General features: G+C 69.5%; 22 protein-coding genes and 1 pseudogene. 11 read left to right on the forward strand and 12 right to left on the reverse strand.

The window, feature by feature from the left end:
- Window positions 1–49: 49 nt before the first annotated feature.
- From OOJ91_RS08910 to OOJ91_RS08920, 3 genes are all read right to left on the reverse strand, one after another.
- Window positions 50–853: an NAD-dependent epimerase/dehydratase family protein gene (locus tag OOJ91_RS08910; protein WP_266244168.1), complete on the reverse strand. Its 804-nt coding sequence runs from the start codon at window positions 851–853 to the stop codon at window positions 50–52.
- An 8-nt stretch (window positions 854–861) separates the two neighbouring features.
- The gene (locus tag OOJ91_RS08915) at window positions 862–1,242 is read right to left on the reverse strand and encodes a MarR family winged helix-turn-helix transcriptional regulator (protein WP_266244169.1); all 381 of its coding nucleotides are present in this window, start codon (window positions 1,240–1,242) and stop codon (window positions 862–864) included.
- 251 nt (window positions 1,243–1,493) lie between these two features.
- Complete coding sequence (locus tag OOJ91_RS08920) at window positions 1,494–1,901, reverse strand: hypothetical protein (RefSeq protein WP_266244170.1); 408 nt, start codon at window positions 1,899–1,901, stop codon at window positions 1,494–1,496.
- Between OOJ91_RS08920 and OOJ91_RS08925 the strand changes: the two genes are divergently transcribed.
- Complete coding sequence (locus tag OOJ91_RS08925) at window positions 1,900–2,037, forward strand: hypothetical protein (protein WP_192580493.1); 138 nt, start codon at window positions 1,900–1,902, stop codon at window positions 2,035–2,037. The two genes, OOJ91_RS08920 and OOJ91_RS08925, sit on opposite strands and share 2 nt — an antisense overlap.
- On the opposite strand, the gene OOJ91_RS08930 is transcribed toward OOJ91_RS08925, so the two are convergent.
- Window positions 2,015–2,731: a DUF899 family protein gene (locus OOJ91_RS08930; RefSeq protein WP_266244171.1), complete on the reverse strand. Its 717-nt coding sequence runs from the start codon at window positions 2,729–2,731 to the stop codon at window positions 2,015–2,017. The genes OOJ91_RS08925 and OOJ91_RS08930 overlap by 23 nt on opposite strands.
- 137 nt (window positions 2,732–2,868) lie before the next feature.
- On the opposite strand from OOJ91_RS08930, the gene OOJ91_RS08935 reads away from it, so the two are divergent.
- Window positions 2,869–3,789: an RNA polymerase subunit sigma-70 gene (locus tag OOJ91_RS08935; RefSeq protein ID WP_266244172.1), complete on the forward strand. Its 921-nt coding sequence runs from the start codon at window positions 2,869–2,871 to the stop codon at window positions 3,787–3,789.
- A gap of 28 nt (window positions 3,790–3,817) precedes the next feature.
- Here OOJ91_RS08935 and OOJ91_RS34555 read toward each other — a convergent pair.
- Window positions 3,818–3,931: pseudogene (locus OOJ91_RS34555) on the reverse strand (3-isopropylmalate dehydrogenase); the annotation flags it as partial.
- Window positions 3,932–4,112: 181 nt separating this feature from the next.
- A complete protein-coding gene (locus tag OOJ91_RS08945) occupies window positions 4,113–6,812 on the reverse strand; it encodes an RICIN domain-containing protein (RefSeq protein ID WP_266244173.1) in 2,700 nt (899 codons plus the stop codon).
- A 620-nt stretch (window positions 6,813–7,432) separates the two neighbouring features.
- On the opposite strand from OOJ91_RS08945, the gene OOJ91_RS08950 reads away from it, so the two are divergent.
- The 3 genes from OOJ91_RS08950 (at window position 7,433) to OOJ91_RS08960 (ending at window position 10,388) form a co-directional block, all read left to right on the forward strand.
- Window positions 7,433–8,527 (forward strand): LacI family DNA-binding transcriptional regulator, encoded by a 1,095-nt coding sequence (locus tag OOJ91_RS08950; RefSeq protein WP_266244174.1) that lies wholly within the window; start codon window positions 7,433–7,435, stop codon window positions 8,525–8,527.
- A 743-nt stretch (window positions 8,528–9,270) separates the two neighbouring features.
- A complete protein-coding gene (locus OOJ91_RS08955) occupies window positions 9,271–9,756 on the forward strand; it encodes an SRPBCC family protein (RefSeq protein WP_266244175.1) in 486 nt (161 codons plus the stop codon).
- Window positions 9,753–10,388 (forward strand): SRPBCC family protein, encoded by a 636-nt coding sequence (locus OOJ91_RS08960; RefSeq protein ID WP_266244176.1) that lies wholly within the window; start codon window positions 9,753–9,755, stop codon window positions 10,386–10,388. The genes OOJ91_RS08955 and OOJ91_RS08960 overlap by 4 nt, the downstream gene beginning before the upstream one ends.
- Window positions 10,389–10,457: 69 nt before the next feature.
- Here OOJ91_RS08960 and OOJ91_RS08965 read toward each other — a convergent pair whose 3' ends face one another.
- Window positions 10,458–13,154 (reverse strand): AAA family ATPase, encoded by a 2,697-nt coding sequence (locus OOJ91_RS08965; protein ID WP_266244177.1) that lies wholly within the window; start codon window positions 13,152–13,154, stop codon window positions 10,458–10,460.
- A gap of 111 nt (window positions 13,155–13,265) precedes the next feature.
- Complete coding sequence (locus OOJ91_RS08970; RefSeq protein ID WP_323178472.1) at window positions 13,266–13,742, reverse strand: VOC family protein; 477 nt, start codon at window positions 13,740–13,742, stop codon at window positions 13,266–13,268.
- Window positions 13,743–13,837: 95 nt separating this feature from the next.
- Between OOJ91_RS08970 and OOJ91_RS08975 the strand changes: the two genes are divergently transcribed.
- Complete coding sequence (locus OOJ91_RS08975) at window positions 13,838–14,638, forward strand: helix-turn-helix transcriptional regulator (RefSeq protein WP_266244178.1); 801 nt, start codon at window positions 13,838–13,840, stop codon at window positions 14,636–14,638.
- A 242-nt stretch (window positions 14,639–14,880) separates the two neighbouring features.
- On the opposite strand, the gene OOJ91_RS08980 is transcribed toward OOJ91_RS08975, so the two are convergent.
- Together OOJ91_RS08980 and OOJ91_RS08985 are read right to left on the reverse strand one after the other, a co-directional pair.
- The gene (locus OOJ91_RS08980; RefSeq protein ID WP_266244179.1) at window positions 14,881–15,309 is read right to left on the reverse strand and encodes a carboxymuconolactone decarboxylase family protein; all 429 of its coding nucleotides are present in this window, start codon (window positions 15,307–15,309) and stop codon (window positions 14,881–14,883) included.
- Window positions 15,306–15,770, reverse strand: coding sequence for a MerR family transcriptional regulator (locus OOJ91_RS08985; RefSeq protein ID WP_266244180.1), 465 nt, complete (start codon window positions 15,768–15,770; stop codon window positions 15,306–15,308). Before OOJ91_RS08985 ends, OOJ91_RS08980 begins: the two co-directional genes overlap by 4 nt.
- Before the next feature lie 92 nt (window positions 15,771–15,862).
- Here OOJ91_RS08985 and OOJ91_RS08990 point away from each other — a divergent pair, with 92 nt between their 5' ends.
- Window positions 15,863–16,369 (forward strand): Lrp/AsnC ligand binding domain-containing protein, encoded by a 507-nt coding sequence (locus OOJ91_RS08990; protein ID WP_266244181.1) that lies wholly within the window; start codon window positions 15,863–15,865, stop codon window positions 16,367–16,369.
- A 482-nt stretch (window positions 16,370–16,851) separates the two neighbouring features.
- Here the strand turns inward: OOJ91_RS08990 and OOJ91_RS08995 are convergent, their stop codons facing one another.
- Entirely contained in the window at window positions 16,852–17,139 is a 288-nt protein-coding gene (locus tag OOJ91_RS08995; protein ID WP_266244182.1) for a winged helix-turn-helix transcriptional regulator, read from the reverse strand.
- Between the two features lie 148 nt (window positions 17,140–17,287).
- On the opposite strand from OOJ91_RS08995, the gene OOJ91_RS09000 reads away from it, so the two are divergent.
- On the forward strand, window positions 17,288–17,869 hold the full coding sequence (locus tag OOJ91_RS09000; protein WP_266244183.1) for a carboxymuconolactone decarboxylase family protein: 582 nt from the start codon (window positions 17,288–17,290) through the stop codon (window positions 17,867–17,869).
- 251 nt (window positions 17,870–18,120) lie between these two features.
- Window positions 18,121–18,555, forward strand: coding sequence for a PQQ-dependent sugar dehydrogenase (locus OOJ91_RS09005; protein ID WP_266244184.1), 435 nt, complete (start codon window positions 18,121–18,123; stop codon window positions 18,553–18,555).
- A gap of 154 nt (window positions 18,556–18,709) precedes the next feature.
- Here the strand turns inward: OOJ91_RS09005 and OOJ91_RS09010 are convergent, their stop codons facing one another.
- Entirely contained in the window at window positions 18,710–21,337 is a 2,628-nt protein-coding gene (locus OOJ91_RS09010; protein ID WP_266244185.1) for a tetratricopeptide repeat protein, read from the reverse strand.
- A gap of 591 nt (window positions 21,338–21,928) precedes the next feature.
- Here OOJ91_RS09010 and lanKC point away from each other — a divergent pair.
- Complete coding sequence (gene lanKC / locus OOJ91_RS09015) at window positions 21,929–24,607, forward strand: class III lanthionine synthetase LanKC (RefSeq protein ID WP_266244186.1); 2,679 nt, start codon at window positions 21,929–21,931, stop codon at window positions 24,605–24,607.
- On the forward strand, window positions 24,604–26,151 hold the full coding sequence (locus tag OOJ91_RS09020) for an ATP-binding cassette domain-containing protein (protein ID WP_266244187.1): 1,548 nt from the start codon (window positions 24,604–24,606) through the stop codon (window positions 26,149–26,151). The genes lanKC and OOJ91_RS09020 overlap by 4 nt, the downstream gene beginning before the upstream one ends.
- Window positions 26,152–26,393: the final 242 nt, after the last annotated feature.

Below are 26,393 nucleotides of genomic sequence, written 5' to 3' on the forward strand. Positions count from 1 at the left end.
CAAGCGCCTGGTCGCAAACGGTCGTGGCTTGGTTGAGCTGGTCTGCGGGTTAGAGCGCGCCGTTGCGGACGGCCTCGTGGATGGTGCTGATCGTCGGTGTGAAGCCGAGGCTGCGGGCGAGGCTGACATCCATCTGCCCCTTCCACGGCTGACTGAGCGGTTCGGCGGAGGAGCTGTAGGAGTAGCCGACGATCTGGGAAATCTCGTAGATGCTTGAGGGCGACTCGTCGGCGATGTTGACCGTGCGGTTGTCGAACGCGCCCGTGAGGGCCAGTGCGAACGCCGTGGCGATGTCGGCGTGGTGGACGACGCTCAGCCTCTGTGCCGGGTGCCACCCCATGCCTGCCGCGAGTTCGGGCAACGATTCGAGGTGCCCGTCCTGGTCGCCGTAGATGAAGGGGAGCCGCAGGATGCCCCAGGTGAGCCCGCTGGCGCGCAGCAGCTGCTCGGCTTCGATCTTGCTGGCGGGGTAGGCGAGCGCCGGCGCGACGGGGTCATCCTCACGCCCGGGGTGCGTGCTGTCGGCATCGTAGATATTGGAGGTGCTGGCCAGCAGGAACCGGGCCTCCGGCGCGTGCTGTTCAACGGCGGCGATCAGGTTGCGAGTGCCGTCACGGTTGACGGTCCAGATCTGGTCGTCGTCGCGGGTGCGGAAGACGGCGGCCAGGTGGATGACCGCGGTGACACCTTTGACGGCTGCCGGCAGGGAGTCGGGGCTGAGGATGTCACCCTCGGCGCGTTGCACGCCTTCGGGGACTTCTTTTCCGGGACGGACGAGGGCACGGCACTCGACGCCCGCCGCACTGAGTCGCCCGAGCAGGCGGGGGCCGACCAGGCCCGTTCCGCCGGTCACGAGAATCGTCACGATCCGCTCTCCTTCCTGTAGTCGATGAGTCGTCTGGTCGCGCCGCTGAGGACGCGATTCATGGTCTCGATGTCCGCGGGGTCGACCCCGCCGAAGGCAACCTCCGCGATCAACGCCATCGGATCGGGGAGCGAGTTCCACAGGTTCACGCCGGCCGGCGTGATGTGCAGCAGTTTCTGACGCTGGTCGTCCGGGTCGGGCGTCTGTTCGATCAGCCCTTTGCGCACGAGCGCTGCGATCACGGCGCTGAGGGTCGCCCGTTCGACCTCGAGTTCACGCGTGAGGGCCCGCTGGCCGACCGGCTGGCGGCCACTCAGTCGATACAGCACGTACCACTGGGTATTCCCGAGATCGTAGGGGCGGAGCACGGATTCCATCAGAGCCCGGCTAGCGAGGAAGTACTTCTTCGCCCAGGCGCCCGGAGCATCCAACTCGTGGACGGCTATTTCGTTAGGCACCTGACAACATTGTCAGGTGCCTAACGAAATGTCAAGAGCGGGCCGAGTCGGGGAAGGGGTCCGGAGACCTGCTTCCAATACCCGCCCGCCGCCTCACCCTCGAACTCCAACCAAGATCACGAGTGGCGGCTGCCGTTCTCGTCACTTGATCTGCCGGCTGGCTTACTCGGCTAGCTCATGAAGAAGATCATGGCCGCGAGGCTTGCCCCCATGGCTAGGTGCTCCCAACGGAGCAGGTCCGTGATCGGTCGATTGCGCAGCCGGACGAGTGCGGCCGCCATCCAGCAGAGGTAAGCCGCCGTGGCGGCGCGTAGCAACACGAGCGCCGCGTCATGGCCGGTGACGATGCCGTGGTCCATCCGGGGCCCGGCGGCCATGTGGTGGGTAGCCATCGACCCGCCGTGTTGATGCATCAGCACGGCGAGCGCCATGAGCACGGCCCCGGCCGTACGGTGCCACTCCACCTCCGGGCCGCGCTCGGTCGGACCGCTGGTGACGAGTGCCACCGCGAAGGCGAGGAGCAGCAGCGCGCCCGCGTACTGCACAACCGGTGCGGCGTCGAGGGTCACCGCGACCATGACAGCCACCATCGCACCCGCGAGCATCCGGGCCCTGCGGGACGCGCCCGCCCGCGGCACGACGCAGCAGCAGGCCGACACCGCGGCCGACCCGAGCATGATCATCTCGAGCGTCAGGACGTCACCGCCGGCGTAACGCCGGGGCGTGACCATTGGGCGGTGGGGCGGCCGTTGAGCCGCCACGGGTGACCACTGACCCGCGGCCAACCTTGGGGTGAGTTTTCCCAGTTCTCCTGCCGGCCGTACACGGTGAGGTCCAAGGCGTGGTAGCTGGTCGTCAACGCCTCCACGCCCCGCCCGGTGGTCCAGTAGGTTTCGTAGACCTGGTCGCCGTCGCGCAGGTAGCAGGCGATGAACCCAAATGCGCGACCGTCGGCCAGAGCCGGGTCGGAGTCTCTCGCCGAATACCAGGGGAACGGGTAGCCCATGAACTCCGCGAACGGGGCACTCTCGTCGTAGGGGCCCTGGCAGAACACGGCGTAGGTGACGTCCCGGGCATGCAGGTAGTCCAGCATCTGCATGTGACAGGTCGAGAAGGTGCACCCCTCACACTGATCCTCGTACGGATTGCCGTCGTGCCACATGTGGAAGTAGGCGATGAGCATCCGACGGCCCTCGAAAACCTCCACCAGCGGGGTGTCCCCCCCGGGGCCCTGGACCGTCACCGTCGGCATCAGGGTCATCGGCAGCTGACGACGAGCGGCTGCGATCGCGTCTCCTTCGCGGGTATGGGCCTTCTCCCGGACCAGCAGTTCGTTGCGCTCGCGCAGCCAGGTCTCCCGGTCGACGACCGGGGGCGTGGCTGCGCTGGACGCGGGGGTTGCCGTCATGGCTGTCTCCTTCGTGGGGTGGGGATTGGTCACAGGTACAGACGACCGAGTCGGCGATCGTCATCGGTGACCGATGACGGATGGGGTCCGCAGTCGTCAGTACGGTTGTCAGGACCACTCAGCCCCGGGGAGATCACATGTCCGACACGCCTGACGAGCAGGCGGTCTGGCTGCAGCGCGCCTTCGACGAGCACCGGCGCGAGCTACACGTGCACTGCTACCGCCTCGCAGGGAACGTCACCGACGCGGACGACCTGGTGCAGGAGGCCTTCCTGCGTGCCTGGCGGGCTCGCGACCGCTTCGAGGGTCGGGCGTCGGCGCGCACCTGGTTCTACCGGATCGCCACGAACGTCTTCCTCGACAGCCGCAAGGCGGCCGGTCACCGGACGGTTCCGTATGGTGACCCGCTGGAGTGGTCCACCGAGCTCGGCCCCTATCCAGACGCCCTGTTGGCCGACGATCCGCAGACCGGTCTCGCCGCCCGGGAGACCGTCGAGCTGGCCCTGATCGCAGCGCTCATGTACCTGCCGCCGCGGCAGCGGGCGGCCTTCGTGCTGCGCGACGTCTACGGCTGGACGCCGCAGGAGATCGCCGGCGCGCTCGACAGCGCCGTAGCGGCCGTCAACAGCCTCCTCCAGCGGGCCCGCCACACCCTCCGGCGGCGCGCTCCGTCGGACCCACAGGACTGGCGCCGCCCGCAGCTCACCAGCGAGGACGAAGAGATCCTGCGCCGCTACGCCAACGCGAAGGACCCGGAGACGGTCCGGGCACTGCTCGCCGAGGACGTACGGATCACGATGCCGCCCGAGCCGCCGGTCGTCGGGATCGACGCGGCCGCGGAGTTCCTCGGCCGACCGCTCGACTGGCGTACCTTCCCCACCTCGGCCAACGGGCGCCCGGCGCTGATCAACTATCTCCGCCGGCCCGGCAGCCCGCACTATGAGGCGCTGGTCGTCGACGTACTCCGGATCGAGAACGGGAAGATCGTAGAGAGCAACGCCTTCATCGGTGCCCGTCACGTCGCCGCCTTCAGCATGCCCGCCACGCTCGAGCCCTAGACGAGTAAGTCTCAAGCTAAGTGGCCGAGTCTGCGCTGCCCCTACCGGCGATGTCCGGCGCGGAGCCGTGCACCGGCTCGAACAGGCTCGGATGATCGCACTCGGGGCGCGTTCGACCGTCCGTGCACTCAGCCGCGACGCCTCGGGCCTGGCTCACGAACGGGTAGCGAGCGGACCAGCCTGGCGTCTGTCCGGATCGGTCGCTCGTGTCCCACAGTGATGGGATCGCGCCGACCCGGGCGCACAAATCGTGCCCCCGAGTCGGCGCGACAATCGGCAGCCCGTTACCGGCGGCCGAACGTGACACTCACCTCCGGCGCTGGTCAGGAGGCTACGAACTGCCACTGCTGGTTGGTCCCGCCGTTGGCGGTCCATTGCACGACCTGGGCCCCGTCGTTTGTCGAGGCGGCGTAGACGTCGGCTGCCAGTCCGCTGCCGCGGGCGACGATTGTGTAGTAGCCGTCACCTGTGGGTCGTAGGTACCACGACTGGTTGGTGCCGCCGTTTGCCGACCATTGCTGTAGTTGCAGGCCCTGTGTGGTGCTGCCGGCGTTGACGTCGAGCATCTTTCCGGAGGCGGTGTAGCGCAGGGTGTAGGCGTCCTGGGTGGTGCTGATCGTCCAGGTGGGGGTGCCGCTCTGCTGGATCGCTTTGGCGCCGTCGGCGGTGGAGTTACCGGCGATGGCGAGGGGCTTGCCGCTGTTGCGGTTGACGATGCGGTAGGTGCCTGCTGCGGGTCCGGTTGCGCCGCTTCCACTGAGGTTGAGGTATTCGACGGAGTCGGTGAAGACGGTGCTGCCGGACTTGGCGGTCGACAGTTGCAGGTAGACGCGGCTTCCGGTGGCGGGCGCGGTGAAGGACACCGGTTGGGTGACCCGCGTGCCGAGCGGGACGGTCAGGGTGCTGTTGCCGGACGCGACGACCGCGCCGGTCGGGCTGTCCAGGCGGGCGGTCCAGGTGAAGCCCACCGAGGTGTTGGTGAAGTCGTCGTTGAACACGGTGACGTTCCGGGTCACCGTGGTGTTGCGGGCGTAGCTGGGCACCGCCGACGGCAGCGGGAAGCTGCCGTTCGAGTCCGAATTACCGGAGGCGGACCAGTACGGGAGGTCGACCGCGGCCACCGGGTTGAACGCCGCCTGCACCCGCTGGATCTGCGCGTTGCTCCACGGGTCGCTCAGATTGTCCACGCCGTAGATCGGATGACCACCCTCCTCCGGGGTGAAGTCGGTGGACCGCACGCCCGGCACCACGCTGGCCCAGGCGGACAACAACGTGTACGGACGCAGATCGGTGGCACCCTTGCCGCGCTTGGCCAGGGTTGCCGTGGCGAACCACTCGAAGCCCTGCTTGTTGTTGCATGCCGGCCAGATGAACTCGCCCTCGCCGTCGGGCCGCCCATTCACGGTGATCAGGCCCTCCCCGTACCTGCCGAAGCCGTCGACGTAGTGCGGGATCACCGCGAAGTTGGCGTACGTCATCCCGGGATACAGGCTGACATTCCCGCCGACGCCCACCTCGACAATGACCGGCCGGGTGCCGTCGGCGCCGTTCATCGCCGCGTACAGGTCCTTCTCGAACTGCTCGGAATCCTGGCCGCTCTGGTTCGGCTCGTTGTTCTGACTCCAGCGAATGATCGCGGGGTGGTTGCGGTCGCGCAGGACCAGCGCTCGGGCGTGGTTGACCATGTTGTCGTGCCCGACGGAGTTCTGCCACTCCTGCGAGGATTGGGAGCCGCGAATCGCGACCTCGTCGATGATCATCAGGCCCATCTCGTCGGCGACATCCAACATGTACGGGCTTCCGGGCTCCTGGTGGATGCGCACCACGTTGTAGTTCAGCCGCTGGTAGTTGTCCACCGCCTGTGGCCAGCCGCCGTTGCCTGACGACGGGGGCAGGAAGCCGGGCAGGGTGTGGTACGCGTCGCCCTTGCCGCCGTTGTTGATCCGGTCGTAGTCGCCACCCTGGAGGTTGTCGCCGCGGAAGTTCACGCGCACGCCGTTGAGGTAGTAGTAGTCACCGTTCTGGGTGGCCTCCCGGAACCCGAACCGGGACGTGGCGTCGCTCGTGCGGCCGTCGTCGGTGACGGCATGCACCGCCAGCCCGTGCAGCTGCGCTCGGTACCCCGACCGGTACGGCACGTTGGGCCACCAGTACGAGGTGCTGTCGAGGTTCCACGCGACAGGCCCGACGGTCACGGTCGCGGTCGAGCGGGCCGCCACGGTGACCGTACGGCTGGGCAGATCCGGGTAGCTGAAAGCCGTTCCGTTGTTGGACGACAGCGACCCGGTCAACGTCACCGACCGGGAACTGTCAGACGTGTTCCGCACCGTCACGTCGTAGGTAAGCGTCTTGTTCGCCACCGACGTACGCACGAATGTGTCGCTGACGTACACCGCCGGGTACACCCGCAGGAACGCGGACCCGAAGATCCCCTGCGGGATCGCCTCGGACCACGTGGCGGCGTCGGGCACCAGGTACCGGCCGTTGGATGCCTTCAACGCGCCGCGGCCCTTCACGTTCACCGTGACCGTATGGGTGGTGCCGGGCGCCGCGTATGCGCTGATGTCGAAGTTCGACGGGGTGAACGCAGTCGTCTGGGTGGCGACCACGCGGCCGTCGACGGAGAGTGTCGCCTGGTGGTTGACGGCGCCGAACTCGATCCAGGTCGACTGCGGCTGTCCCGAGTCCGGCACGGTGATGCTGCGCGAGTACACCGCCTCGTTCACGGTGGTGAAGCCCTGCTTGTACCAGCCGCCACCGGGCACCGCGATCGTGGTCGCCGCCCGGCCCGCAGGCGTGAAGGTCCACGTCCCGGCCAGGTCGACCGAGGTGATCGCGGCGTTACCGGCTGCCACACCGTCAAGTCCGGCGGCCGCGACACTCTGCGGCGCGGCCAGGGCCGACCCGGGGGCCACCAGGGGCAGGCCACCAAGCGTCAGCGTCAGGCCGAGCGCCACGGTTGCGGCCAGCCCTCTGGCCGACGCCGACAATCGGCCACCCCAGCGGACGTTCGTACGATGCACGGTTACCTCCTGTGACTCACCCAGCAGCTTCGCAACACCGGTTCAGGGCACAGCCTCAGGCCGATACTCGAATCGATTCGACAAATCCGCCGGCGTCGCCGACCACCCAGGGAAGGGCGGTTGCGGCCGAATACATAGATATGCATTAATGGGCGTGTCGAGCGTGAAGTCAAGGTTTCAACACGGTTACTTCCTGCTCTCGACGCCTCACAAGCTTCCGGTGGCCGCCGATGAGTACGACCCTTCCGGAGTCCCAGGGCATCACGCTCGGGCGCTCCGCGTCACCGGCCTACCAGCGCGACGCCGGTCGATCAGCGAACCGATTCGCCTCTGCGGCGCCCGGCCGCGTGACACGCCGAAGGCGTGGACAGCACTGTGGTCCTCGGTGAAGTCGGCGGGCGTCCCGGCCCGCCTCGTTCGGTTCGAACCTGGGGTTAGGGTGTGGCAGGGAAGGTGCTTCGCCAGCGTCAGGGGCGGGTTGCGGGATCGTGATGGCGAGCGTCTGAGTGCGCAGAAATGACTGCGCAATCAGGCAGACATGACTGCGCAATCATACAGGACTATGGCCGGCGATGGGAGGTGCCGTGACGCGACTGGTGAGGCCGGGTGGAAGCCCTCCGATGCCGCGTAGCGTGGACGTCGCGCGGCTGGCCGGCGTCTCCCAGAAGACGGTGTCCAGGGTCCTCAACGACGAGCCGTATGTCTCGGCCGACGTGCGCCGACGTGTCCTGGACGCCGCCGCGGAGCTCGGCTACCGGCGCAACCAGGCGGCCCGGGCGCTGGCCTCCGGGCGGACCCGGTCGATCGGCGTGGTGACGCTTGGCAGCGCCTTTTACGGTCCCGCGTCGTGGCTCATGGGCATCGAGCGAGCGGTCCGGGAGATGGGCTACACGCTGCGGGTGGCCACCACGATCGAGGGCGACCCGGGCGGCATCGCGAGCGCCCTGGCGTCGCTGTTGGACCAGGGCGTGGACGGCGTCGTCATCTCCGAGCCGATCGACGAGGGCGTCGGCCTCATCAGCGTCGACGTGCCGGTCCTGGTCCTCGGCGCGCCGCCCACCTTCACCGCGCCGCAGGTGGTGACCGCCAGGGTCGGCGCGGGTCGGCTCGCGCGGGCCGCGACCGAGCACCTGCTGGAGTTGGGGCACGCGACCGTCCATCACCTGGCCGGCCCGCAGCGGTGGTATTCGGCACGGGACCGCCTCGCCGGCTGGCGCGAGGCGCTGCGAGCCCACGGCGCGGACGAGCCGCCGGTCGTCGAGGGCGACTGGTCGGCCGCATCCGGCTACGCGGCAGGTCGGGAACTGGCCGGCGACGGCACCGTGACCGCGGTGTTCGCCGCGAACGACGACATGGCGATCGGTCTCATCCGCGCGCAGCTCGAGGCCGGGCGCCGGGTGCCCGAGGACATCAGCGTCGTCGGGTTCGACGACATCCCGGTCGCCGCCTACGTCAGTCCCCCGCTCACCACCCTGCGGCAGCCGTTCGACGAGGTCGCGCGGCAGGGCCTCGCGCTGCTGGTGCAGGTCATCGAGAAGCCGGACGTCGAGCTTCCACCGGCGGCCGACCAACCGGTCGAGCTCGTCGTCCGCGCCTCGACGGCGCCACCACCGCCCCGGCTGATCCCGGGACGTGGCCGCCGAGCGATCCCCCATGCCCACGGCGGCCCGCACGGGCAGCTCGCCGGCAGCGAAGTCCCATCCACCCAGCCCTGATCAGCGTCGATCCGTCCACCTACGGCGGCACGTCACCCGAGACCCGCACCGGCCGTCGTCGACGAGCGGCGGTAGCACCCACGTACGGGCGAAGATCGGAATCTCCTTGGACCAATCGACGCCCCGGCTATCGATGCCGCCACGGCCACACCCGCACAAGACTCGCCGACGATCCCCGCCTCCCCAGCGGGGCCCAAACTCCACATGACCTGGTGAGCCGCAGGCCCCGACACTGCCAATCTCCGACGGTAAGCGCGCCGCGGACGGACGCCATTTCCTGTCTACCGAATTGGAGCCATGCGGCCGGTCATACCAGCAGGCATTCCAGACTCACAGTCACAGATATGCCTCCGCCTGCGCCAACACGTCCGCTGGGCGGCCGTGCTGCCGTCCCCCTCACGAGGTGGACGGATCGGCGTCGCGACGGCGGAGCGCGCGAGAGGCACCGCGACGACAACCCACGTGCCACTCACGCCGAAGCCGAGCATCAGCACGGCAAGGAGTCCCGAGATGATCCCCAGCAGCACCGCTGCGACTCGACGAGAACCTGTCGGGCTGAGGCCGGCAGCAGGCACGGAGGTAGGGACCTGCACCGTGGCCGGCCCACGTACCGCGAACTAGGTAGTTCTTGCCGATGTGTAGCGGTTGGCGTCTTGGCACGATCGCATCTGTCGGGTGTGGATCTAGCGGCTCGCTCTCCTGCCCGGCGATCCGATGGTCAGTGACCGCAGAGAGGCTTCACGATGGAGAACATTACGGACACCGACGAGGCCGGCATTGACGTGTCGGCCCCGGTGGTCAGCCGCCACAGCGTCACGGTGACCGCGTCGGCGGAAGCCGTGTGGCGGATCCTCACCGACATCGACGCGTGGACAACCTGGCTGCCGGAAATCCCGTACGCACGCGTGGAAACACCCGGTCCGCTCGCCCCGGGGTCCGTGTTCCGCTGGTCGGCCGCGGGCATGGAGATCGAGTCGACGATCGTCCAGGTACGGCCGCGAGAACGCCTCGTGTGGCGGGGATACGGCGACGGACCGGACGGGGTCCTCGGTGTCCACGTCTGGGCGCTCACTCCGGCCGGCGACGGTGTGGAGGTGTCGACCGAGGAGTCCTTCGCGGGCCCGCCTGTCGATGCCGACCCTGGGCCGTTCCAGGAAGGCCTCGACAGGACCCTCGCCATGTGGCTGGAACGACTCAAGGGCACCGTCGAGGCGGTGTCCGCCTCGTGAAGAATCGTGTGTTTGCCGTCGCGACGGCAGTGGTCGTGGCCGGCCTCGTGGGCACCGCAGGTGCGCCGGCTCGGGCCGAGGTCAGGCGCGATGTCGGTGCCGACCACGCGACGGTGCGATGTGCGGGAAGGACTGTCGACACCACGGCGAAGATTCGCTATCGGACGGAGACGACGATCGACGCTCCGCTACGGACCGTCTGGAAGTTGCAGACCGACGTGGAACGCTGGCCGTCGTGGCAGAAGCCCGTCTTGTCCAGCAAGCGGCTCGATCGCGGCCCACTGCGTCCCGGATCGTCGTTCCGGTGGACGACACCGGTCCCCGAGACCGCGCTGAATCCCGCCACGACCCTCGTCGTCACGTCCACCGTCCGCCAGCTTCAACACCAGAGGTGCCTTCGGTGGGACGGCCCGGCGATCGGAGTAGGGCTGCGCATCGACGAGGGGGTGCACGTGTGGACGTTCACCGAGATCGACGGCCGGGTTCTCGTGCGTACCGAGGAGACGTGGCGCGGTGACCAGGTGGAGCAGGACGTCGATCTCTCCACCGCGGCCCTCAGGGCGGGCCTGGAGACGTGGCTGACAGAGCTGAAGACGCGTGCCGAACGGGAGTGTGATCGGCCCCGGCGCTGAGGTGACCCAAGGGCCCCGCCGGTCGCGTACCGGCGAGGCCCTTTCGTCGCTCGGTCGGCCCGGGCCTTGTCAGCGGAGTAGTTCTCGTAGCTGCCGGCGTGAGGTGATGCCCAGTTTGCGGTAGAGGTTGCGTAGGTGGGCGTCGATCGTTCGCGGGCTGACGAACAGCAGCGCGGCGACTTCCTTGGTGCCTGCGCCGGAGGCGACCTTGCGGGCGACGAGTAGTTCGCGGGCGGTCAACCCCGCGAGCGGGTCGGCGTCGTCGGCCAGGGTCGGCTCGCCGATGGCGTCCAGTTCGCGGGCGGCGCGGCCGGCGAACCCCCGCGCGCCGATGGTGGAGAGCAGTTCGTGCGCGGCGCGCAGTTCCACCCGCGCCTCGGCGCGACGGCCGACCCGTCGCAGCCACTGCCCGTAGAGCAGTCGGGCACGCGCGTAGTGGACTCGCATCCTGCTCCCGGCGAACCGGCTGATCGCGGCGCGGTAGTGGTCCTGCGCGCCGAGCCCCGGGTCGAGCAGCGCGCTCGCAAGTAGATGCGCACCTGTCGTCCACGCGTTCGGGTTGACCCGTGCGACATCCCCGATCCATTTAGCCGATTCCTTGGCTTCTTCGGGACGTCCGACGTACGCGGCGGCTTCGACCAGCTCGTGGTGGAAGACGGAGGCGGCGTACGCCCCGCGCCGGTGCTGGTCCCGTACGAGCAGCAACGCGTCGATCGCGGCCTGATGGTCGCCGCTGCCGTTGCACAGGACGCCGATCGCGTAGTGCAGCGCGGTGGGTTTCACCCCCACCCAGTCGCGCAGCTTCTGCCGGACCTCGCGGAACCGATCGACGTCCCCGCTCCAGGCGGCAAGCATCAGGTCGGAGCCGACGAGGTTTGACGTCCCGGCGGCTTCGTCGACCGCACGCGCCTCGATGATGCAGACCTGCGCGTCGGCGAAGCGACCCACGATCGTCCGGGCGACCGCCTGGAAGCGCAACGCATGGGGAAGGATCGCGTAGGCGCCCTGCGCCCGGGCGAGTTCCACCTGACGGTCGGCGATGTGCTCCATGGCATCGCAGTCACCGATGTCGACGCTCAACACACAGGCACGTTCCATCCACCATGGATCCGCGCCGGGCGTGCGGGCGTGGTCCCGGAAGGCGTCGACCGTACGGCGCATCAGGGGCATCGCCTCCTCCACCGGGCGGAGATGCTGCTCGACCAATGCCCGCAACAGCAGGTCGACCGGACGTGGCGGCTGACGCTGGGGCACCCGTTCCCGGATGTGCAGGGCGAGCCGCCGTAGCCTCCCCGGCTCGTCGACGCTGAACATGAGCGACGCGAACGCCTCCAGGTAGGTCTCGCGGACCTCGTCGGGCCCCACGCCGTCGGCCGCGTCGATGAGCGCGATCGTCGCCGGGATGGTGCGCGCCACGTGATAGTCGATCGTGGCGCGCAGCAGCCGCGCGGCGTGGCGGTCGGCGGGGTCCGGGTGGAGACGCTCGGCCTCGTCCACCAACTCCCGGGCGGCAGAAGGTGCCCCCGAGCCCAACCGAGCCCTGGCCGCAGACAACAACCGGCGGGCCCGCCGCGACCGGCCGGGTGTCAGTCGGGCCGCGCGCTCGAGGAACGCGGCCACGGCCGCGAGTCCGCCGCGGCGCTGTGCTCGTCCGGCCGAACGCTCCAGCTCGGCCGCGATCTCCTCATCCGGACCGGTGATCGCGTTCGCCTGGTGCCAGACGCGACGGTCGGGATCGACGTCGGCGTCCGTACCGGCGGCGAGCGACGCGTGCGCCTGCCGTCGCGCCCCGGCGCCAATCGACAGGTACACCGCGGAACGCGCCAACGGATGCCGGAAGTGCACCCGGGGCCCGGCCACCAACAGGCCGCTGTCCTCGGCCGCGGCCAGGTCCACGGCGTCCAGCCCCTGGATCGCCATCGCGCGGCGCAGCAGAACGAGGTCGCCTGTCGGCTCCGCCGCGGCCAGCGCCAGAAGCGAGCGCGTGGGTGCCGGCAGCCGCAGGAACCGACTCACGAACCGGTGCTCCACGGCGCGGTGCCCGGCATCCCCGGGTAGCCCGAACGGTCCGGCGTCGCGGGCGAACTCCACCAGGGCGAGCGGGTTGCCGGCCGCTTCGGCGAGGATCCGTTGCACGATCGCCGCCTCGTGGCCGAATGGTGCCCGATACCGCAGCAGGGTGAGGGATTCCGAATCGGTGAGCCCGGTGAGAGTGAGGGCGGGTAGGCGACCGAGTGCCGACACCGAGGCGGCGTCGCGGCCAGCGAACACCATGGCGACCCGCTCCGCCGCAACGCGTGCCGCGACGAAGGCCAGTACCTGCCGCGAGCCGGCGTCGATCCACTGCACGTCGTCGACCACGCAGAACACCGGCCCGCGCCGGCCTACGGCACTCAGCAGGCCGAGAACGGCCAGGCCGACGAGCATCGGGGTCGGCGTGGCCCCGGCCTGCAGCCCGAACACCGCGTCGAGCGCGCTCCGCTGCGGTACGGGGAGCCCAGCGCGGTGGTCGAGCACTGGCGCGCACAACTGGTGCAGCGCCGAGTAGGGCAGCTCGCTCTCGAACTCGACACCACCGGCCCGCAGCACCCGCCAACCGTCGAGCCGCGAAGCGGCCGCATCGATGAGCGTCGACTTGCCGATCCCCGCATCACCGAGAACGAGCATCGCCCCGCCACGGCCCCGCGCCGCAGCTGCCGTCACCGAGGCGATCTCGTCCAACTCCGCCTCGCGAGCGACGAACAATCCCGACCTGATATCTGTCATCAGCTTCTGCGTGTCGCCGGACGAATGGTGCCCTCCGGTTGTTCGGCCCCACCGATGGTATCCAGAGCAGGGCACCGACCGGGACGGGCGCAGGGTCCGGAGTCGGCGCTCCTACGAGGGCAACTCGAACAGTTCCAGCTGGATGCCGTCGGGGTCACGGAGATAGAGGATCTTCGTCCCGGCCAGCGCCCCCGCTTCGACGCCATCGCCGTCCTGGAGCACGACCGGGTCGGCGTTGACGTGCACGCCCCGCCGCACCAGGTCGCGGTGCGCCGAGTCGAGGTCGTCGACCTCAAAACACAGGTGCATCACCCCAACGTCGGAGTTGCGCCCGGTGAAGGGCCTCGGCTGCGGGCTGTCGTACTGGATGAGTTCCAGCAGGACGTTGTCACCGGCCAACGCGAAGGATGCCCGCATCGACGCGTTCTCGACCTCGACAACCGCACCGATCGCCGGGTTCGTCGCCGAGATCGTCACGCCGTTCGGCGCGATGCCGAGGACGTCCTCGTACCACCTCACCGACCGCGCCAAATCGCTGACTGGCACTCCGATGTGATGCATTCTGGTCACTCTGCTCATGATCCCCATCCTGAAGGGCCGAGCCAGCACTGTGGAAGGCACAGGTCTTCCGCGTACCGCTGGTACCACCCAGCTCCCTGGACCGATGGCGGATCATGGGGTTCATGAATGACCTCGGAGCCGCGCTGCGGGCCTGGCGGGATCGCACGGACCCGGCCGCTGTCGGTCTCACGAACGCCTCTCGTCGCCGCGTCGTCGGGCTACGACGCGGCGAGCTGGCAGCACTGGCCGACATCTCCCCCGAATACGTGGCACGCCTCGAACAGGGCCGGGCCGCCACACCATCGGCGCAGGTGTGCACCTCCCTGGCCCGCGCGTTACGACTCTCTGACGACGAGGAGGCGCACCTGATGCGCCTTGCCGGCTTCGCCGCGGCCCCGGACCGGATACCCCATCTGATCCCCAGCAGCCTGCACCGCGTCATCGACCACCTCGGCGACACCCCGGCGGCCGTCTACGACGCCGTGTGGCGGCTGCTGCACTGGAACCGGCTGTTCGCGGCTGTCTTCGGCGACCCCACGGGCGCCATCGCCGACGATCGCAACGCCTTGATCGTCCAGTTCGAATCGCGAAACCCCCGAGTCCGCCAGACCGACACCGAGCGCGCCTACTTCGAGCAGTCGTTGGTGGCCGACCTGCGCGCCACCAGCGCCCGCTATCCGAACGATCCCGACGTGGCGGCACTGATCTCGCGGATGGCCGGGAACGACAGGTTCTGCCGCCTCTGGGCCCTCCGCGCGGTGGCCAACCACGAGAGCGCGCACAAGACCGCAGTACACCCGGACGTGGGTGCCATCCCGCTGGACGCCAACGTTTTGACCACCCAGAACACCGACCTGCGCCTCGTGGTCCTCACGCCTCGGCCCGACACTGCCGCTCGCGAAAAGCTGGATCGACTGGGTTGACGCTACCCCCACCGTCAGCATGCTGATCTGCATGGTCATGACGGCATAGAGGCAGGTCGCCGCCAGATAGGTACGGTCCAAAAGCGGCGACCGACCCAAGCCTGCCTCTGGGGGTGGTGATGACGAGCCGGGCGGCGATGTCGCGCAGGCTCATCTCCTGGTCGTGCAACTGAGGGCCACACAGAGGGGGCCAGCAGCGCTAGCGGCTGCTGGCCCCTTCTGAAAGAGGTGGGGCAGTCGGGTTACGCCGGGTCGTCACGCGTGGCGAAGACTTCGCGGGCTGTGAAGGTGGCGTTCAGGGCGCGGGGGAAGCCGCAATAGACCGCAGTGTGAAGGATGGCCTCGCTGATCTCCTCGCGCGTCAGGCCGACGTTGAGCGCGGCGCCGATGTGGACGTTCAACTGCGGCTCGCATCCACCCAGAGCGGTGAGGACGCCGATGGTGACCAGCTGCCGGCTTCGGGGGTCGAGTCCGGGACGGTCATACACGTCGCCGAAGGCGAAGGCTGCGACGTGGTGGGCCATGGCGGGGTTGATGTCCGCCAGTGAGTCGATGACGGCCTCGCCCTGGTGCCCGTCGATCCGGGACAGCACGCTCAGGCCGTGCTCGCGGCGGGCAAGGTTTTCAGGGCTGTTGATGTCGTACTGGGCAGTGCTGGTGGTTCTCGTCATGGCTGGGGTGCTCCTTCATAGGTGGCGATCTTGTACTCGGTGGCGGCGAGGGCCAGCTGCAGCTGAGCAATCTGTGAGCGCAGGGTGTCTCGGTGCTCCAGCATCATGTCGAGGCGCTCGGGCACGGTGGACTGGCCGGCGTCAACGAGGCCGATGTAATGGCGCAGGTCACTGATCGGCATGCCGGAGGTACGCATTCGCGTGAGGAAGACCAGACGTCGCACTGCCGCAGCGTCATACTGGCGGTGGCCGGCGTTGTTCCGCGCGACCTGGACCAGGCCGATCCGTTCGTAGTAGCGCAACGTGTGGGGATTCACTCCCAGGTGCTCTGCCGCCGTGGCGATGTCCCACTCGGTTGCATCGTCAGCGCGAGCGAGCTCGCGCAGCGACTCGAAGGAAACACCACCTGGCGGGTCCACTGCGAGGCGCAATGCCTCCCGGAGTGCGTCATCAACTTCCATGCCCTGCACGCTAGGGCTGTGAGCGCGCTCTAACGCAAGGATCGCGTCAACTAGCCGCCACGGTCGGCCGGGGCCGCGGTCGCAGCGTCTTCTTGAGCCGGGGCACCTTCGTGAAACGGCGGTTGTGGTCGCCGGCGGCGACCGCGCCGCCGCACGAGCGGCAGGGCGAGCGGGCTGGGCGTCACACTTGGGGCAAGCGTGCTGTTCGACGTCGTCGGCGTCCGACCGGTCGATATTGCCTTGCCGCCCACGGCCATGGCGACAACACCTCCGCGCGCACCGGCACGCCGATCGGCGCCTCGCCGACGGCCCGTCGCCGCACATTCCGGGGGACCGCGGTGGGCTGCGCCGTCTTGGCCTACGTGATGGTCGACTCGTCGTCGTGGATGGGGGATTCGGCGCAGGACTTCGCCGCGCTCCCGGAGATCCTGGCGGCGCACATCATCGCCGGCAGCGCCTCGGTACTGGTGAAGGTCAGGACCGCGAATACCGAGCAACTGCAAGAACTGCTGCGCCGCCTCCACGCCATCGATCGGGTCAGCGGAACGCAGGCCACCGTGGTCCTCAAGACCTTTTCGAGCGACCGCCCTCACCGCTGACTGGTGACCAGCCGTGACCCCCGCGAATGCCGGCGCCCGCCCTGGGGAAATGATCAAGCCTGATGCCGACGGCCAGGCACTCCAGACCGTAGACAAGCCGGGGCACTTCCGTACCTGGTGGGAGGTCCCAGGCGGCGACGTCGTGCCGAGCCCAACGTCACGCTGGGGCTGGAGCGCCTTCCCTCTTCGGGGTGCGTGGGCTGGGCAGCAGCGACGCCGACACGGCGAGGGCGAGGTGTGAGTTCAGGTTCAGCTCGAAGCGGCCGTAGGGGTTCACGTGGGCCCAGAACAGCGGAGATAGTGCCGTCGGTCGGCGTCGGCGAGCCGCTTCTGCCACTCCTCCTCGCTCAGGATGTCCTGAAGGAGCAGCGTGTTGACGTGCGCCACTTCAGCCTGGGGAGCAGGTTGAAGTCGCATGTGGGCGAAGGACCGAAGGCCTCTCACAGGCGGCGTGAACTCCGGGGCCCAGGCCTCCCCTGCCTTCATGCCTCCACAGGATTCTGATCGTTCTGCTCTTGCGCCTGCGCCCAGGTGATCGCCCATTCGTCGAGCGGTCGGAGGGCGTGACCGAGTGCTGTCCCCAGCCGCGTGAGCTCGTAGCCATCGGCTGAGGGGACGATGATCCCGCTCGACGTGAGTTCGCGAAGCCGCTGGTAGAGGACACTGGATGACAGACCTGCGCAGCGTGCCAGCAGCGCACGCGCACCGAGCGGACCCGCACGCAGCTCCCAGAGAATTCGCAGCGCCCACCGACGGCCGAAGAGATCCATCGCGGCCATGATCGGACGGCCGGTAGTCGATCCACGAACCGGTGTTCCTGGGCGCGGTGTCGGCATGCTCCTCCTTGTGTTCCGTTATTCGAAACGCTAGCATCCATCCGCTGTTTCTAATTTAGAAACAACCTCAACGGGAGCGCCGATGTCGCGAATAGCCCTGCTGGAACCGCCGTACGCCGACCAGACCGGCGCGCTACTCGCGCGCATGATGCCCGGGGAAGTGCCGCCGATCGGGCTGTTCCGGATGTTCGCCAAGAACCTCCCGATGGCCAGCGCCATGCACGGATGGGGGCGCTATGAGCTGGGCCGACAGCTGACCCTGACCATGAGGGAGCGCGAGATCGCCATCGACCGGACATGCGTGCTGTGCGGCTGCGAGTACGAGTGGGGCGTGCACATGATGATGTTCGCCGAACGGGTCGGGCTCACCCGCGAGCAGGCGGCCTCCCTGGTGCACGGCGGCCCCGCCGACGAGTGCTGGACGTCCGAGCGGGAACGGCTGCTCATCCTCGCCGTCGACACGCTGCACGAGCGTTCCGACATCGATGACGCGCTGTGGGCACGACTCGCGTCGGTCTTCGACGAGGTCCAACTGCTCGACCTGCTTCTGCTCTGCGGGTGGTACCACGCCGTCAGCTTCGCCGCGCGCGCCGCGCGCCTGCCGCACGAGCCCGGCGCGCCTCGCTTCGCCGACTTCCCCATCACGACCAGGACCAACCGATGAGCGCTAACCGGGAGCACTGTGAGGCGTGGCCGCTGTCCCCTCCCATGTTCATTGCCCTGGTAGTGGCGGCAGTCGCCAGCCTCGGGGGGCACCGCTGATCACCGCAGTCCCGACCGGCGCGCCCAGCCAGGGCCGGCCACGATGCTCATGTGCGGCCTCGCCGACCCCCGCATGAAGATCGAGATCGAGGTGTACGCACGGCGCGTCACCGCGTAGCAGCCCGCACACCAGGTCTGGGGGGAACGGGCGATATGCCGGTCAACACCGACGCCTACAACAACCTGCTCGCCGCGGCGGCCCCGTCCTGGAACACGCCCGCGTCGAAGGTGGCGGTGCAGGGACTGGCGTGGGACCGGCGGGGCCGGCTCTACGCGACCGAGGTCGGCGCGGGCGCCTGGGACGAGGTCAACGCGATCGTGCCCGGCGGCAACTACGGCTGGCCGGTGGTGGAGGGTCGGGCCGGCGACCCGCGCTTCCGTGACCCGCTGGTGTGGCGGTCCGCCGAGGCGTCGCCCAGCGGCCTGGCCATCGTGGGGAACACGCTGTGTCTCGCCGCCCTGCGAGGAACCCGACTCTGGGTCGTACCGCTGGACCGGACGGCGCCGGCACGCCCACCGCGCGACTCGTCGGCTCCTACGGCCGACTGCGCACGGTCGTGCGCGCACTCGACGGAGCGCTCTGGGTGACCACCAGCAACCGGGACGGTCGCGTCACCCCGGGGCACGACGACGACCGGATCCTGCGCTTCTCGCCGCTGCGCCGCTGGTGGTGACGGGTACGGTGACGATCGCCGGCCTGGGGGTGGCGCGTGGCATGCCACGGGAGTGATCCGATTCGTGCTCAGCGTGGTTGGGCGTTCCGCGCGGCCGTAGCCGGTCGGCGCTCCGCACCGCCGTTGTCGTCGATGCCGGTGAGCCGCGCACGAACCAGGTCGGCCTCCGGTGTGCCGAGCTCGGTGTAGAGGATCAGGGCCTGCTGGTAGTGCTGCCGGGCCAGGGCCGGATCGGACAGGGTCTCGCGGGCTCGCCCGATGCCGGTGTGGGCGCGGGCCTGCTGCTCGAGTTCGCCGATGTCGACCGCGATGGTATGGGCTGCGGAGTGCTCGGCCAGGGCGCCCCAGGGGTCGCCGGCGGCGTGGGATGCTTCGCCGAGACCGTTGAGCGCGCTGGCTTCGCCCGATCGGTCGCCGGTCTCGCGGAAGATCGCAAGCGCCTGCCGGTGGTAGCGGTCCGGCCGGCCGAGGCGGGTCTTCACGGTCCCGAGAATGTCCAGCGTCCAGGCCTCGCCGACACGGTTGCCGAGCTGCCGGTACAGCCCCAGAGCCTGCCGGAGATGGTTGATGGCCGGTCCGTGTCGGCCCTGGCGCAGCTCGGCCTCGCCCAGACTGTTGAGCGTCCATGCCTCGCTGGTGCGGTTGCCGAGCTGCCGGATCAGGGTCAGCGCCTGCCGGAAGTGGTCGGTGGCCGGTCCGTGCCGGCCCAGTCTCGACTCGACGCTGCCAAGGTTGGTCAGCGAGTGGGCCTCGCCCGCCTGGTGGCCGGCCTGTCGGAACATCACCAGGGCCTGCGCGCAGTGCTCTGCGGCCAACCGGTTGCGGCCCAGGCGTGCCATGACGACGCCGAGGTTGATCAGGGCGCGGGCCTCCCCGACCCGGTCACCGCCCTGTCGAAAGAGGCGCAGGGCCTCCCGGAGGTTCTCGGCGGCCGGTCCGTGCCGGGACAGCTGCGCGTGCGTGGCACCGAGGCCGGCCAGCGCGTGCGCCTGCCCGTTCGGGTCGCCGAGGTCGCGGGCAGCGTCGCGGGCGTGCTCGTGGACGGTCAGGGCGTCGGTGAAGTATCCGCCGTCGAGGTATCGGAAGAGGACGCCGGACAGCCGGATGGCGTGGGTGGCCCAGCCATGGCTGGCGGTGTGCGCGGCGACGGCGACCAGGGTCGGACGTTCGGTGTCCAGCCAGACGCGGGCACCTGCGGGTTCGCTCAGGTCAGGGGCGGGGCCCGCGGGTCGCGGGACGGCCGGCCGCCGCTCGGCCTCGGCCGGGTACAGGGTGTCCATGGCGGCGGCCGCGCCGGCCAGGTAGAAATCGAACAGGCGGGTCAGGGCGGTGCGTCGTCCGGATGGGGGATCCTCGTCGGCGGCCCGGCCGGCGGCATGGGCACGCACCAGGTCATGCAGGGTGTAGCGGCCGGGGGCGGCCGGTTGCACCAGATGATCGCGGCTCAGGTCCAGGAGGAGGGACCGGGTGGTCGGCAGGTCGCTGCCGGCCAGGGCCGCGGCGGCGTGCGCGTCGAGGTCCTGGCCAGGGTGCAGCGCCATCAGCCGCAGCAGTCGCTGTCGCTCGGCGGGCAGGTGCTGATAGGACAGGTCGAGTGCGAGCTGGACGTTGGTGTCCAGACGCCGCTGGCGGTGGCGTTCGTCAAGCCGGTCGGCGTGGTCAGTCAGCGTCCAGCCAGGTGTGGCGCGGATGTGCCCGGCCACCAGGCCCAGCGCCAGCGGTAGGTGGCCGCAGCGCAGGGCGATCCGGGCCGGCGCCTGCGGGTCGTCACCGACGGGCGTCCGTGGTGCCGCCAGGGCCAGGAACTCCATGGCCTCGCCGGGGGCGAACACGTCCATCGTCAGTTTGGTCCCGGCGCGCAGGGCCGTGAGGTCGCGCCGGCTGGTGACCAGCATCGGGCAGCCGGCGGTGTCGGTCAGCAGCGGCCTGACCTGCTCGACGCCAGCGGCGTTGTCCAGCACCACGAGTGTGCGGCTGCCGGCGAGCCGGCGGCGGTAGGCGGCGGTGCGGGCGGCCAGGTCGAGCGGGATCTGATGAAACGGCATGCCCAGCAGGCGCAGGAAACCCTCGAGAACAGCGGCCGGGTCGACGGCCGGCTGGGCCGGATCGGCGTGGAACCCACGGAGGTTCACGAACAGGACCCGGTCGAAGCGCTGCTCGCGCGTGACGAGGTGCGCGGCATGCACGGCGACGTGAGTCTTGCCAGCCCCGGCCATGCCCGACACCACACAGAGCGCCGCCGCGCCACCTCCGGTGTCGCGCAGCGCGCGGAGGAGCTCACTCAGCTCAGCGGCCCGGCCGGTGAAGGTCGCCGGCTCGGGTGGCAACCGGTCCTGGACGTGGACCTGCGATGCTGCCCGGGCCTCCCCCGTGATCATCTGCAGCGCCTGCCGCCACTGGGTGACGTACCCCTCGTCCGGGTGCAGGGCCCGCACCACCGAGATGACAAGGTCGGTGTTGAGCCGCCGCCGACCAGCCCGAAAGCAGTCCGCGACGGTGGTCTTGCCCGTCAGCTCCCCGGCGGGCCGGCCGGCCGCCGTCCAGGCCGCGTTGACCCGACTCCTGATCGCGTCGTAGGACGGGTCGCCGGCCCAGACCTTGAGCACCCGCAGCAGGTCGACGAGCTCCTCGAGCGAGCCGGCCCGGCCCGGGTCCGGTGGCACCACGAACGCACGCTCCGGCGGCTGCACAGACATGGGGTGGATCCTCTCGGCGGGTGTCCGTGAACCCTGCGTTCCTCATCGGAACACATGGCACCGGCGGCTCCCGGGGATCTGTCCGCAATCCGCCTCAAGCAGCGATCACTATCTATGTGAATGCGTTCGGGATCGTCCGGGATTCCGCCACGGCTCCCGCCGCTGGCGAACGCTCAACGGCAGACCGCCGGCAGTTCTGGCGTGGAACCGCTTCCCGCCGGACGGCCGCCGGATCGCAAAGGAGCCGCCCGCGTTCGCGGGCGGCTCGGATGGACGGCCCAGGAGGAGGTGACACCACATGAGCGTTCTCAGCCTGCAGACTCTGCAGCCGCTCGCCACGGATCGCGGCACGCGCGGCAGCAGCTGCTCGAGCAGCCAGAACCAGTGCTGCTGGTGGCAGCAGTAATCCGGTGACCGCGTGGGGGGCGGCACCGCCGCCCCCCACACGGCTCGACTCCCGCCTTCCGTGCGGCAGGGGCCCGCCCCGGAGACGGCGCCGCGCGCCCCACCACCGCCCGTGCACGCCGCCTCCGGCGCCAACGGCGCCCCTGCCGGCGCGGCAACCTCCCGGCTCAGGACAAGGTGATAGACATGCGTGATGATCGATGGGTTAACCGCTTCTTCTTCGCGTGGAACGACACGTTGTTCTACGACCCGCTGGAGGTGTACTACCGGCCGTTGTCGGAGAACTTCCTCTCCTCGCTGAACGAGGAGCTGCGGTCGCGACTCGTCCGCATGGGCATCTGGTGGAACTACCGGAGCAACCCGTCGCTGCCGGCGCAGGGGTGGAAGATCCATGTCTCCGCGACCTACCACAACATGTACGACACCGCCGCCGTGGTCCTGGACTATCTGATCGGGCGCGACATCGACTTTAAGATCGCGCTCGACCGCAACATCTTCGAGATGCTCAACTCCAAGGCCATCGCACGGGGCAGCGGCGGCAAGTTCCTCACCGTCTATCCGCCCGACGACGACACCTTCCGGGCCTGCCTGGCGGACCTGGCGCGGCTGCTCGGCGACGCCGAGGGCACCTACGTGCTCTCGGACCTCCGCTATCGCGACAGCAAGGCGCTCTACTTCCGGTACGGCCAATTCCTCGACACCCACACTGTCGACGCCATGGGCAGACAGGTGCCGTACGTCGTCGGGCCGGAAGGACCGATCTCCGACGAGCGTCGCACGGCTTTCGTCCAGCCGTGGTGGCTGCCCTGGCCCTTCGCCGACTGGAAGCCGGACCCCGAACCCGAACAGATCGAGCCGTTGGGAGGGCGGTTCCGTGTCACCGAGGCCATCCAGTTCTCCAACACCGGCGGGGTGTACCTGGCCGAGGACACCGCGGACGACGATCGTGTCGTGGTGGTGAAGGAAGCCCGCCCGCACACCAATCCCAATCCGCGCCAGGGCTACGACGCCGTCGACATTCTCGCCCGCGAATGGCAGTTCCTCCAGCGCCTGGCCGGCACCGGTCGTTTCCCGGCTCCCATCGCCAAGTTCCGCCACTGGGAGCACCACTTCATCGCCGAGGAGCGCGTCGTCGGGGTCGACATCCGGGATGTCTTGTTCGCGCACAACCCCTTGGTGCAGCCACGGTTCACGCCCGAACAGTCGCGGCACTTCCTGCGGGTCTTCCTCGCGGTCTTCCGCGGGCTGACGCGGGCGATTCAGGCGGCGCACGAGCGGCAGGTGGTCCTGGGCGACCTGAACGCCACGAACCTGCTCATCGACCCCGACACCTTCGAGGTCACCGTGATCGACCTGGAGTCCTGCCGGCTGGCCGGATCCGCCGCGGCCGACCAACACCTGCAGGGGCTGGTCGAGCTGTACACAGCCGGATTCAGCCACTCCCGGCGCGGCGTCGAGGACTCCACCCCCGAGGGGGACCTCTACAGCCTGGCGGCCGTGATGGCGTACCTCATCTTTCCGATCGTCGCGATGTCGTTCCTCCGCGACGACGTCTTCGACCTCTACCGACTCTATGTCGAACGGCTCGGATGGCCGACGCGGATCCACGAGCTGATCACGGACCTGGCGCACGCGAGGATCTCCCTCACCGAGGTGCTCGACGCCCTACAGGACGAGGCGGCACTGGTCGACCGCGTCGCCGTCCCACCCCGCGCACCCATCGTCGAGCAGCAGCTCGCCATGCCCGAGACCCGGGCGAGGGTGGCCGCGTTCATCACGGCCGTCGCCGACCCGCAACGGGCGACCCTGTTCCCGGTGGACCCGTTCGCCCACCTCACCAACCCGCTGAGCCTCGGGTTCGGGGCGAGCGGCGTGCTGTGGGCGCTGGACGCCTCGGGGGTCCCGGTTCGGCCCGAGTGGCTGCGATGGTTGCGCGACCGGGTCGCCGGCATCGACGTCGCCCAGTACCCTGCCGGGCTGATGAGCGGCCTCGCAGGCATCGCCTGGGCGACCGGTGACCTCGGGCTCCGCGCCGAGGCGCGGGACCTGCTAGCGCAGGCCAACGAGCGGGTGGGCGAGCAGGACGACTACACGTTTTACTACGGTCTCGCCGGGCTCGGCATGACGAACCTGAAGTTCTACCTTCGTGACCACGACGAGGGCGACCTCGCCGCGGCCGAGCGGTGCGCGCGGACGCTGTGCGACACGGTGCAGCGCGACGGCCGGCTGGCCTACTGGTTGAACGACTTTGCGACCGACGGACCGCTGACCGGTCTCGGCTTCGGGCAGGCTGGCGTCGCGTTGTTCCTGCTGCGGATGCACCAGATCACCAAGGACGAGTCCTACCTGCGGCTCGGACGGGAGGCGCTGGCCTGGGAGATGGCACATACCGAGCTGTGGGACGGCGACTCGGTCATCTTCGAGCACGACGGGACCCTGCTGCCGTACGTCGAAGTGGGCTCGGCCGGTGTCGCGCAGGTCCTGCTGCGCTACGGCGACGCCGATGCCGCGCGGACCGTCCTACGCGGGCTCGCGATCGACTACACCGCGATGCCCGGATACGCGTTCGGGATGTGCGGGATCGCCGACGCGATGCTGGACGCGGCAACGATCCTCGGCGAGCCCGCGTTCCGCGACACCGCGCTGCGGCAGCTCGAGTACGTGCGTAACGTCTTCCTGTTCGAGCCGCCGAAGCGATTCGAGGTGCCGCACGACGGCGGGATCTCGCCGCTGGCCGTGCCCGGTGAGGGTCTGCTGCGTTGCAGTTGCGACTACGTGACCGGCTCCGCCGGCGTGCTGCGGGTGCTGCACCGCGTGACCAACGGCGGCACGGCGGACTTCCTCCTCGACGAGGTGCGCCCATGAAGGAACTGTGGCGCACGCTGCACAGGCATCGACGCCAGCTCACGATGATCGTCGCCTTCGAGGCGGTCCTCAGCGGCGTCGAGGCCGCAGCGCACCCGCTGCTGCTCAAGGAGCTGTTCGATCATGCGATCCTGGCCGGCGACGTGGCGGTGTTCCTCGTCCTCGGCGCCGGCTATCTGGCGCTGGGTCTCGCCATGAATTTCGGCTCCTACTGGACCTCCGTGCGGCGCAAGCGGTACGAGAACGCGTTCGTGCTGTCGCTCGAGGCGGAGTTGCTCGACCGGGCCCTCGACCAGGACGGCCGGGGGATCTCCGCGGCGGGCAACGCCTCGTTCGTCAGCCGCATCCACAACGACGTCGCCGAGGGCGTCCTGCCGGCCATCGACGTCGCCGTCCGCGTCGCCAAACAGGCGACGGCCTCGGTCGTCTTCGCCGGTGTGCTGCTGTACCTGTCCTGGCAGGCCAGCATCGTGCTGCTTCTCGTCGTGCCGCCGCTGGTGCTCATCAGTAACCGCCTCGCCCGGCGGATCGAGGAGAACACCGAGCCGGAGCGGGAGGCAGAAGCGCGGTACATCAACACGCTGACCCGGACACTCGCCTCGTTCCGCGCGGTTCGCGGCCTGCCGTTGCTGCGGCCCCTTGCCCGAGCGGTCAGCGCGGACGCGTTGCGGGGCTTCCTGGACATCACGCTCGTGAACTCCCGGCTGCGGCTGCGACAGCGCACGCTCAGCGACCTCACCATGAACCTCTCCGACACCGCGTCCCTGGTCGTCGGGGCGTTCTTCGTGTTCGCCGGTCGGATGTCGTTCGGCAGCTTCCTCGCCTTCGTGAACTCCCTGTGGCGCGCCGTCACGGGCATCGTCGGCGTCATCAACCTGATCCCGCAGCTGCGCCGCAGCTCCGCCGTGCTCCGGCGGATCCAGGTCCTGCGCGGTACGCGGGCACCATCGGGTCACGGACGGGGATCGATGGTGGCGCTGCGGGGGGTACGGGCCGCCTTTGGTTCCGGAGCCACCGTCTCGATCGACAACTTCACGCTGCGGGTGGGCGAGCACGTGCTGCTGCGCGGATCCAACGGCTGCGGGAAGACGACGCTGCTGCACGTCATCGCCGGAATACTCGCGCCGGACGCCGGGACGGTCACGGTGCCGCCCAGGGTCGCCTGTCTGAGCGCGCCGGTGGAGCTACCGCCGTTGCCGGTGCACGCGCTGGTCGCCGACGAGCGGCTGCGCGAGACGCTGGGGCTGCAGGGCCTGGCCGGGCAGCTGCCGGCGGACCTGTCGTCCGGCCAGCGGCAGCGGTTGGGCGTCGCCGCGCTGCTCTGCGAGGATGCCGACGTCTACCTCGTCGACGAGCCGTTCGCGAACCTGGACCCGGACGGCAGGGATCTGGTGCTGCGCGTTCTGCAGTCCCGCACCGTGGGTCGCGGTCTACTCGTCGTGCACCACGGCGACGAGGTCCTCGACGGCCAGTTCGATCGGGTGGCGACCCTTTCGGGGACCTCCAGGGCGGCAGCGCTGCCCACGTCTGCCGCACCCGTCTGACCGAGCTTCATCGTTCGACCGCCACGTAGCACCTGCGGTAGCTGGGGCGGGCAGCCGACCGGAACGCTCGGCGGGACACGTTCGTCGCGGGGGATCGCCCGCGCGATGTCCTCCCGCTGCTCATCGTGCGGCGCGCGCGGGATGACTGGCCGGTGGACGAGGACGGGGAGACGCGCCTGCGCGTGACGCTGCTCGGCGCTGTCGAGGTGCGTCGCGGCGACGCCGTCCTGCCCGTTCCCGGC

Origin of the sequence: Micromonospora lupini (assembly GCF_026342015.1) — a bacterium.
GTDB lineage: Bacteria > Actinomycetota > Actinomycetes > Mycobacteriales > Micromonosporaceae > Micromonospora > Micromonospora lupini_B.

Excerpts from the sequence above, each read along its gene's own strand:
- OOJ91_RS08930 (WP_266244171.1), bottom strand. The coding sequence starts at position 2,731 with ATGACGGCAACCCCCGCGTCCAGCGCAGCCACGCCCCCGGTCGTCGAC.
- OOJ91_RS08975 (WP_266244178.1), top strand. The coding sequence starts at position 13,838 with ATGAATGACCTCGGAGCCGCGCTGCGGGCCTGGCGGGATCGCACGGAC.
- OOJ91_RS09020 (WP_266244187.1), top strand. The coding sequence starts at position 24,604 with ATGAAGGAACTGTGGCGCACGCTGCACAGGCATCGACGCCAGCTCACG.
- OOJ91_RS08955 (WP_266244175.1), top strand. The coding sequence starts at position 9,271 with ATGGAGAACATTACGGACACCGACGAGGCCGGCATTGACGTGTCGGCC.
- OOJ91_RS08985 (WP_266244180.1), bottom strand. The coding sequence starts at position 15,770 with ATGGAAGTTGATGACGCACTCCGGGAGGCATTGCGCCTCGCAGTGGAC.
- OOJ91_RS08925 (WP_192580493.1), top strand. The coding sequence starts at position 1,900 with ATGACAGCCACCATCGCACCCGCGAGCATCCGGGCCCTGCGGGACGCG.
- OOJ91_RS08995 (WP_266244182.1), bottom strand. The coding sequence starts at position 17,139 with ATGGATCTCTTCGGCCGTCGGTGGGCGCTGCGAATTCTCTGGGAGCTG.
- lanKC (WP_266244186.1), top strand. The coding sequence starts at position 21,929 with ATGCGTGATGATCGATGGGTTAACCGCTTCTTCTTCGCGTGGAACGAC.
- OOJ91_RS08980 (WP_266244179.1), bottom strand. The coding sequence starts at position 15,309 with ATGACGAGAACCACCAGCACTGCCCAGTACGACATCAACAGCCCTGAA.
- OOJ91_RS09000 (WP_266244183.1), top strand. The coding sequence starts at position 17,288 with ATGTCGCGAATAGCCCTGCTGGAACCGCCGTACGCCGACCAGACCGGC.
- OOJ91_RS08915 (WP_266244169.1), bottom strand. The coding sequence starts at position 1,242 with ATGGAATCCGTGCTCCGCCCCTACGATCTCGGGAATACCCAGTGGTAC.
- OOJ91_RS08950 (WP_266244174.1), top strand. The coding sequence starts at position 7,433 with ATGCCGCGTAGCGTGGACGTCGCGCGGCTGGCCGGCGTCTCCCAGAAG.
- OOJ91_RS09005 (WP_266244184.1), top strand. The coding sequence starts at position 18,121 with ATGCCGGTCAACACCGACGCCTACAACAACCTGCTCGCCGCGGCGGCC.
- OOJ91_RS08965 (WP_266244177.1), bottom strand. The coding sequence starts at position 13,154 with ATGACAGATATCAGGTCGGGATTGTTCGTCGCTCGCGAGGCGGAGTTG.
- OOJ91_RS09010 (WP_266244185.1), bottom strand. The coding sequence starts at position 21,337 with ATGTCTGTGCAGCCGCCGGAGCGTGCGTTCGTGGTGCCACCGGACCCG.
- OOJ91_RS08920 (WP_266244170.1), bottom strand. The coding sequence starts at position 1,901 with ATGGTCGCGGTGACCCTCGACGCCGCACCGGTTGTGCAGTACGCGGGC.
- OOJ91_RS08970 (WP_323178472.1), bottom strand. The coding sequence starts at position 13,742 with ATGGGGATCATGAGCAGAGTGACCAGAATGCATCACATCGGAGTGCCA.
- OOJ91_RS08935 (WP_266244172.1), top strand. The coding sequence starts at position 2,869 with ATGTCCGACACGCCTGACGAGCAGGCGGTCTGGCTGCAGCGCGCCTTC.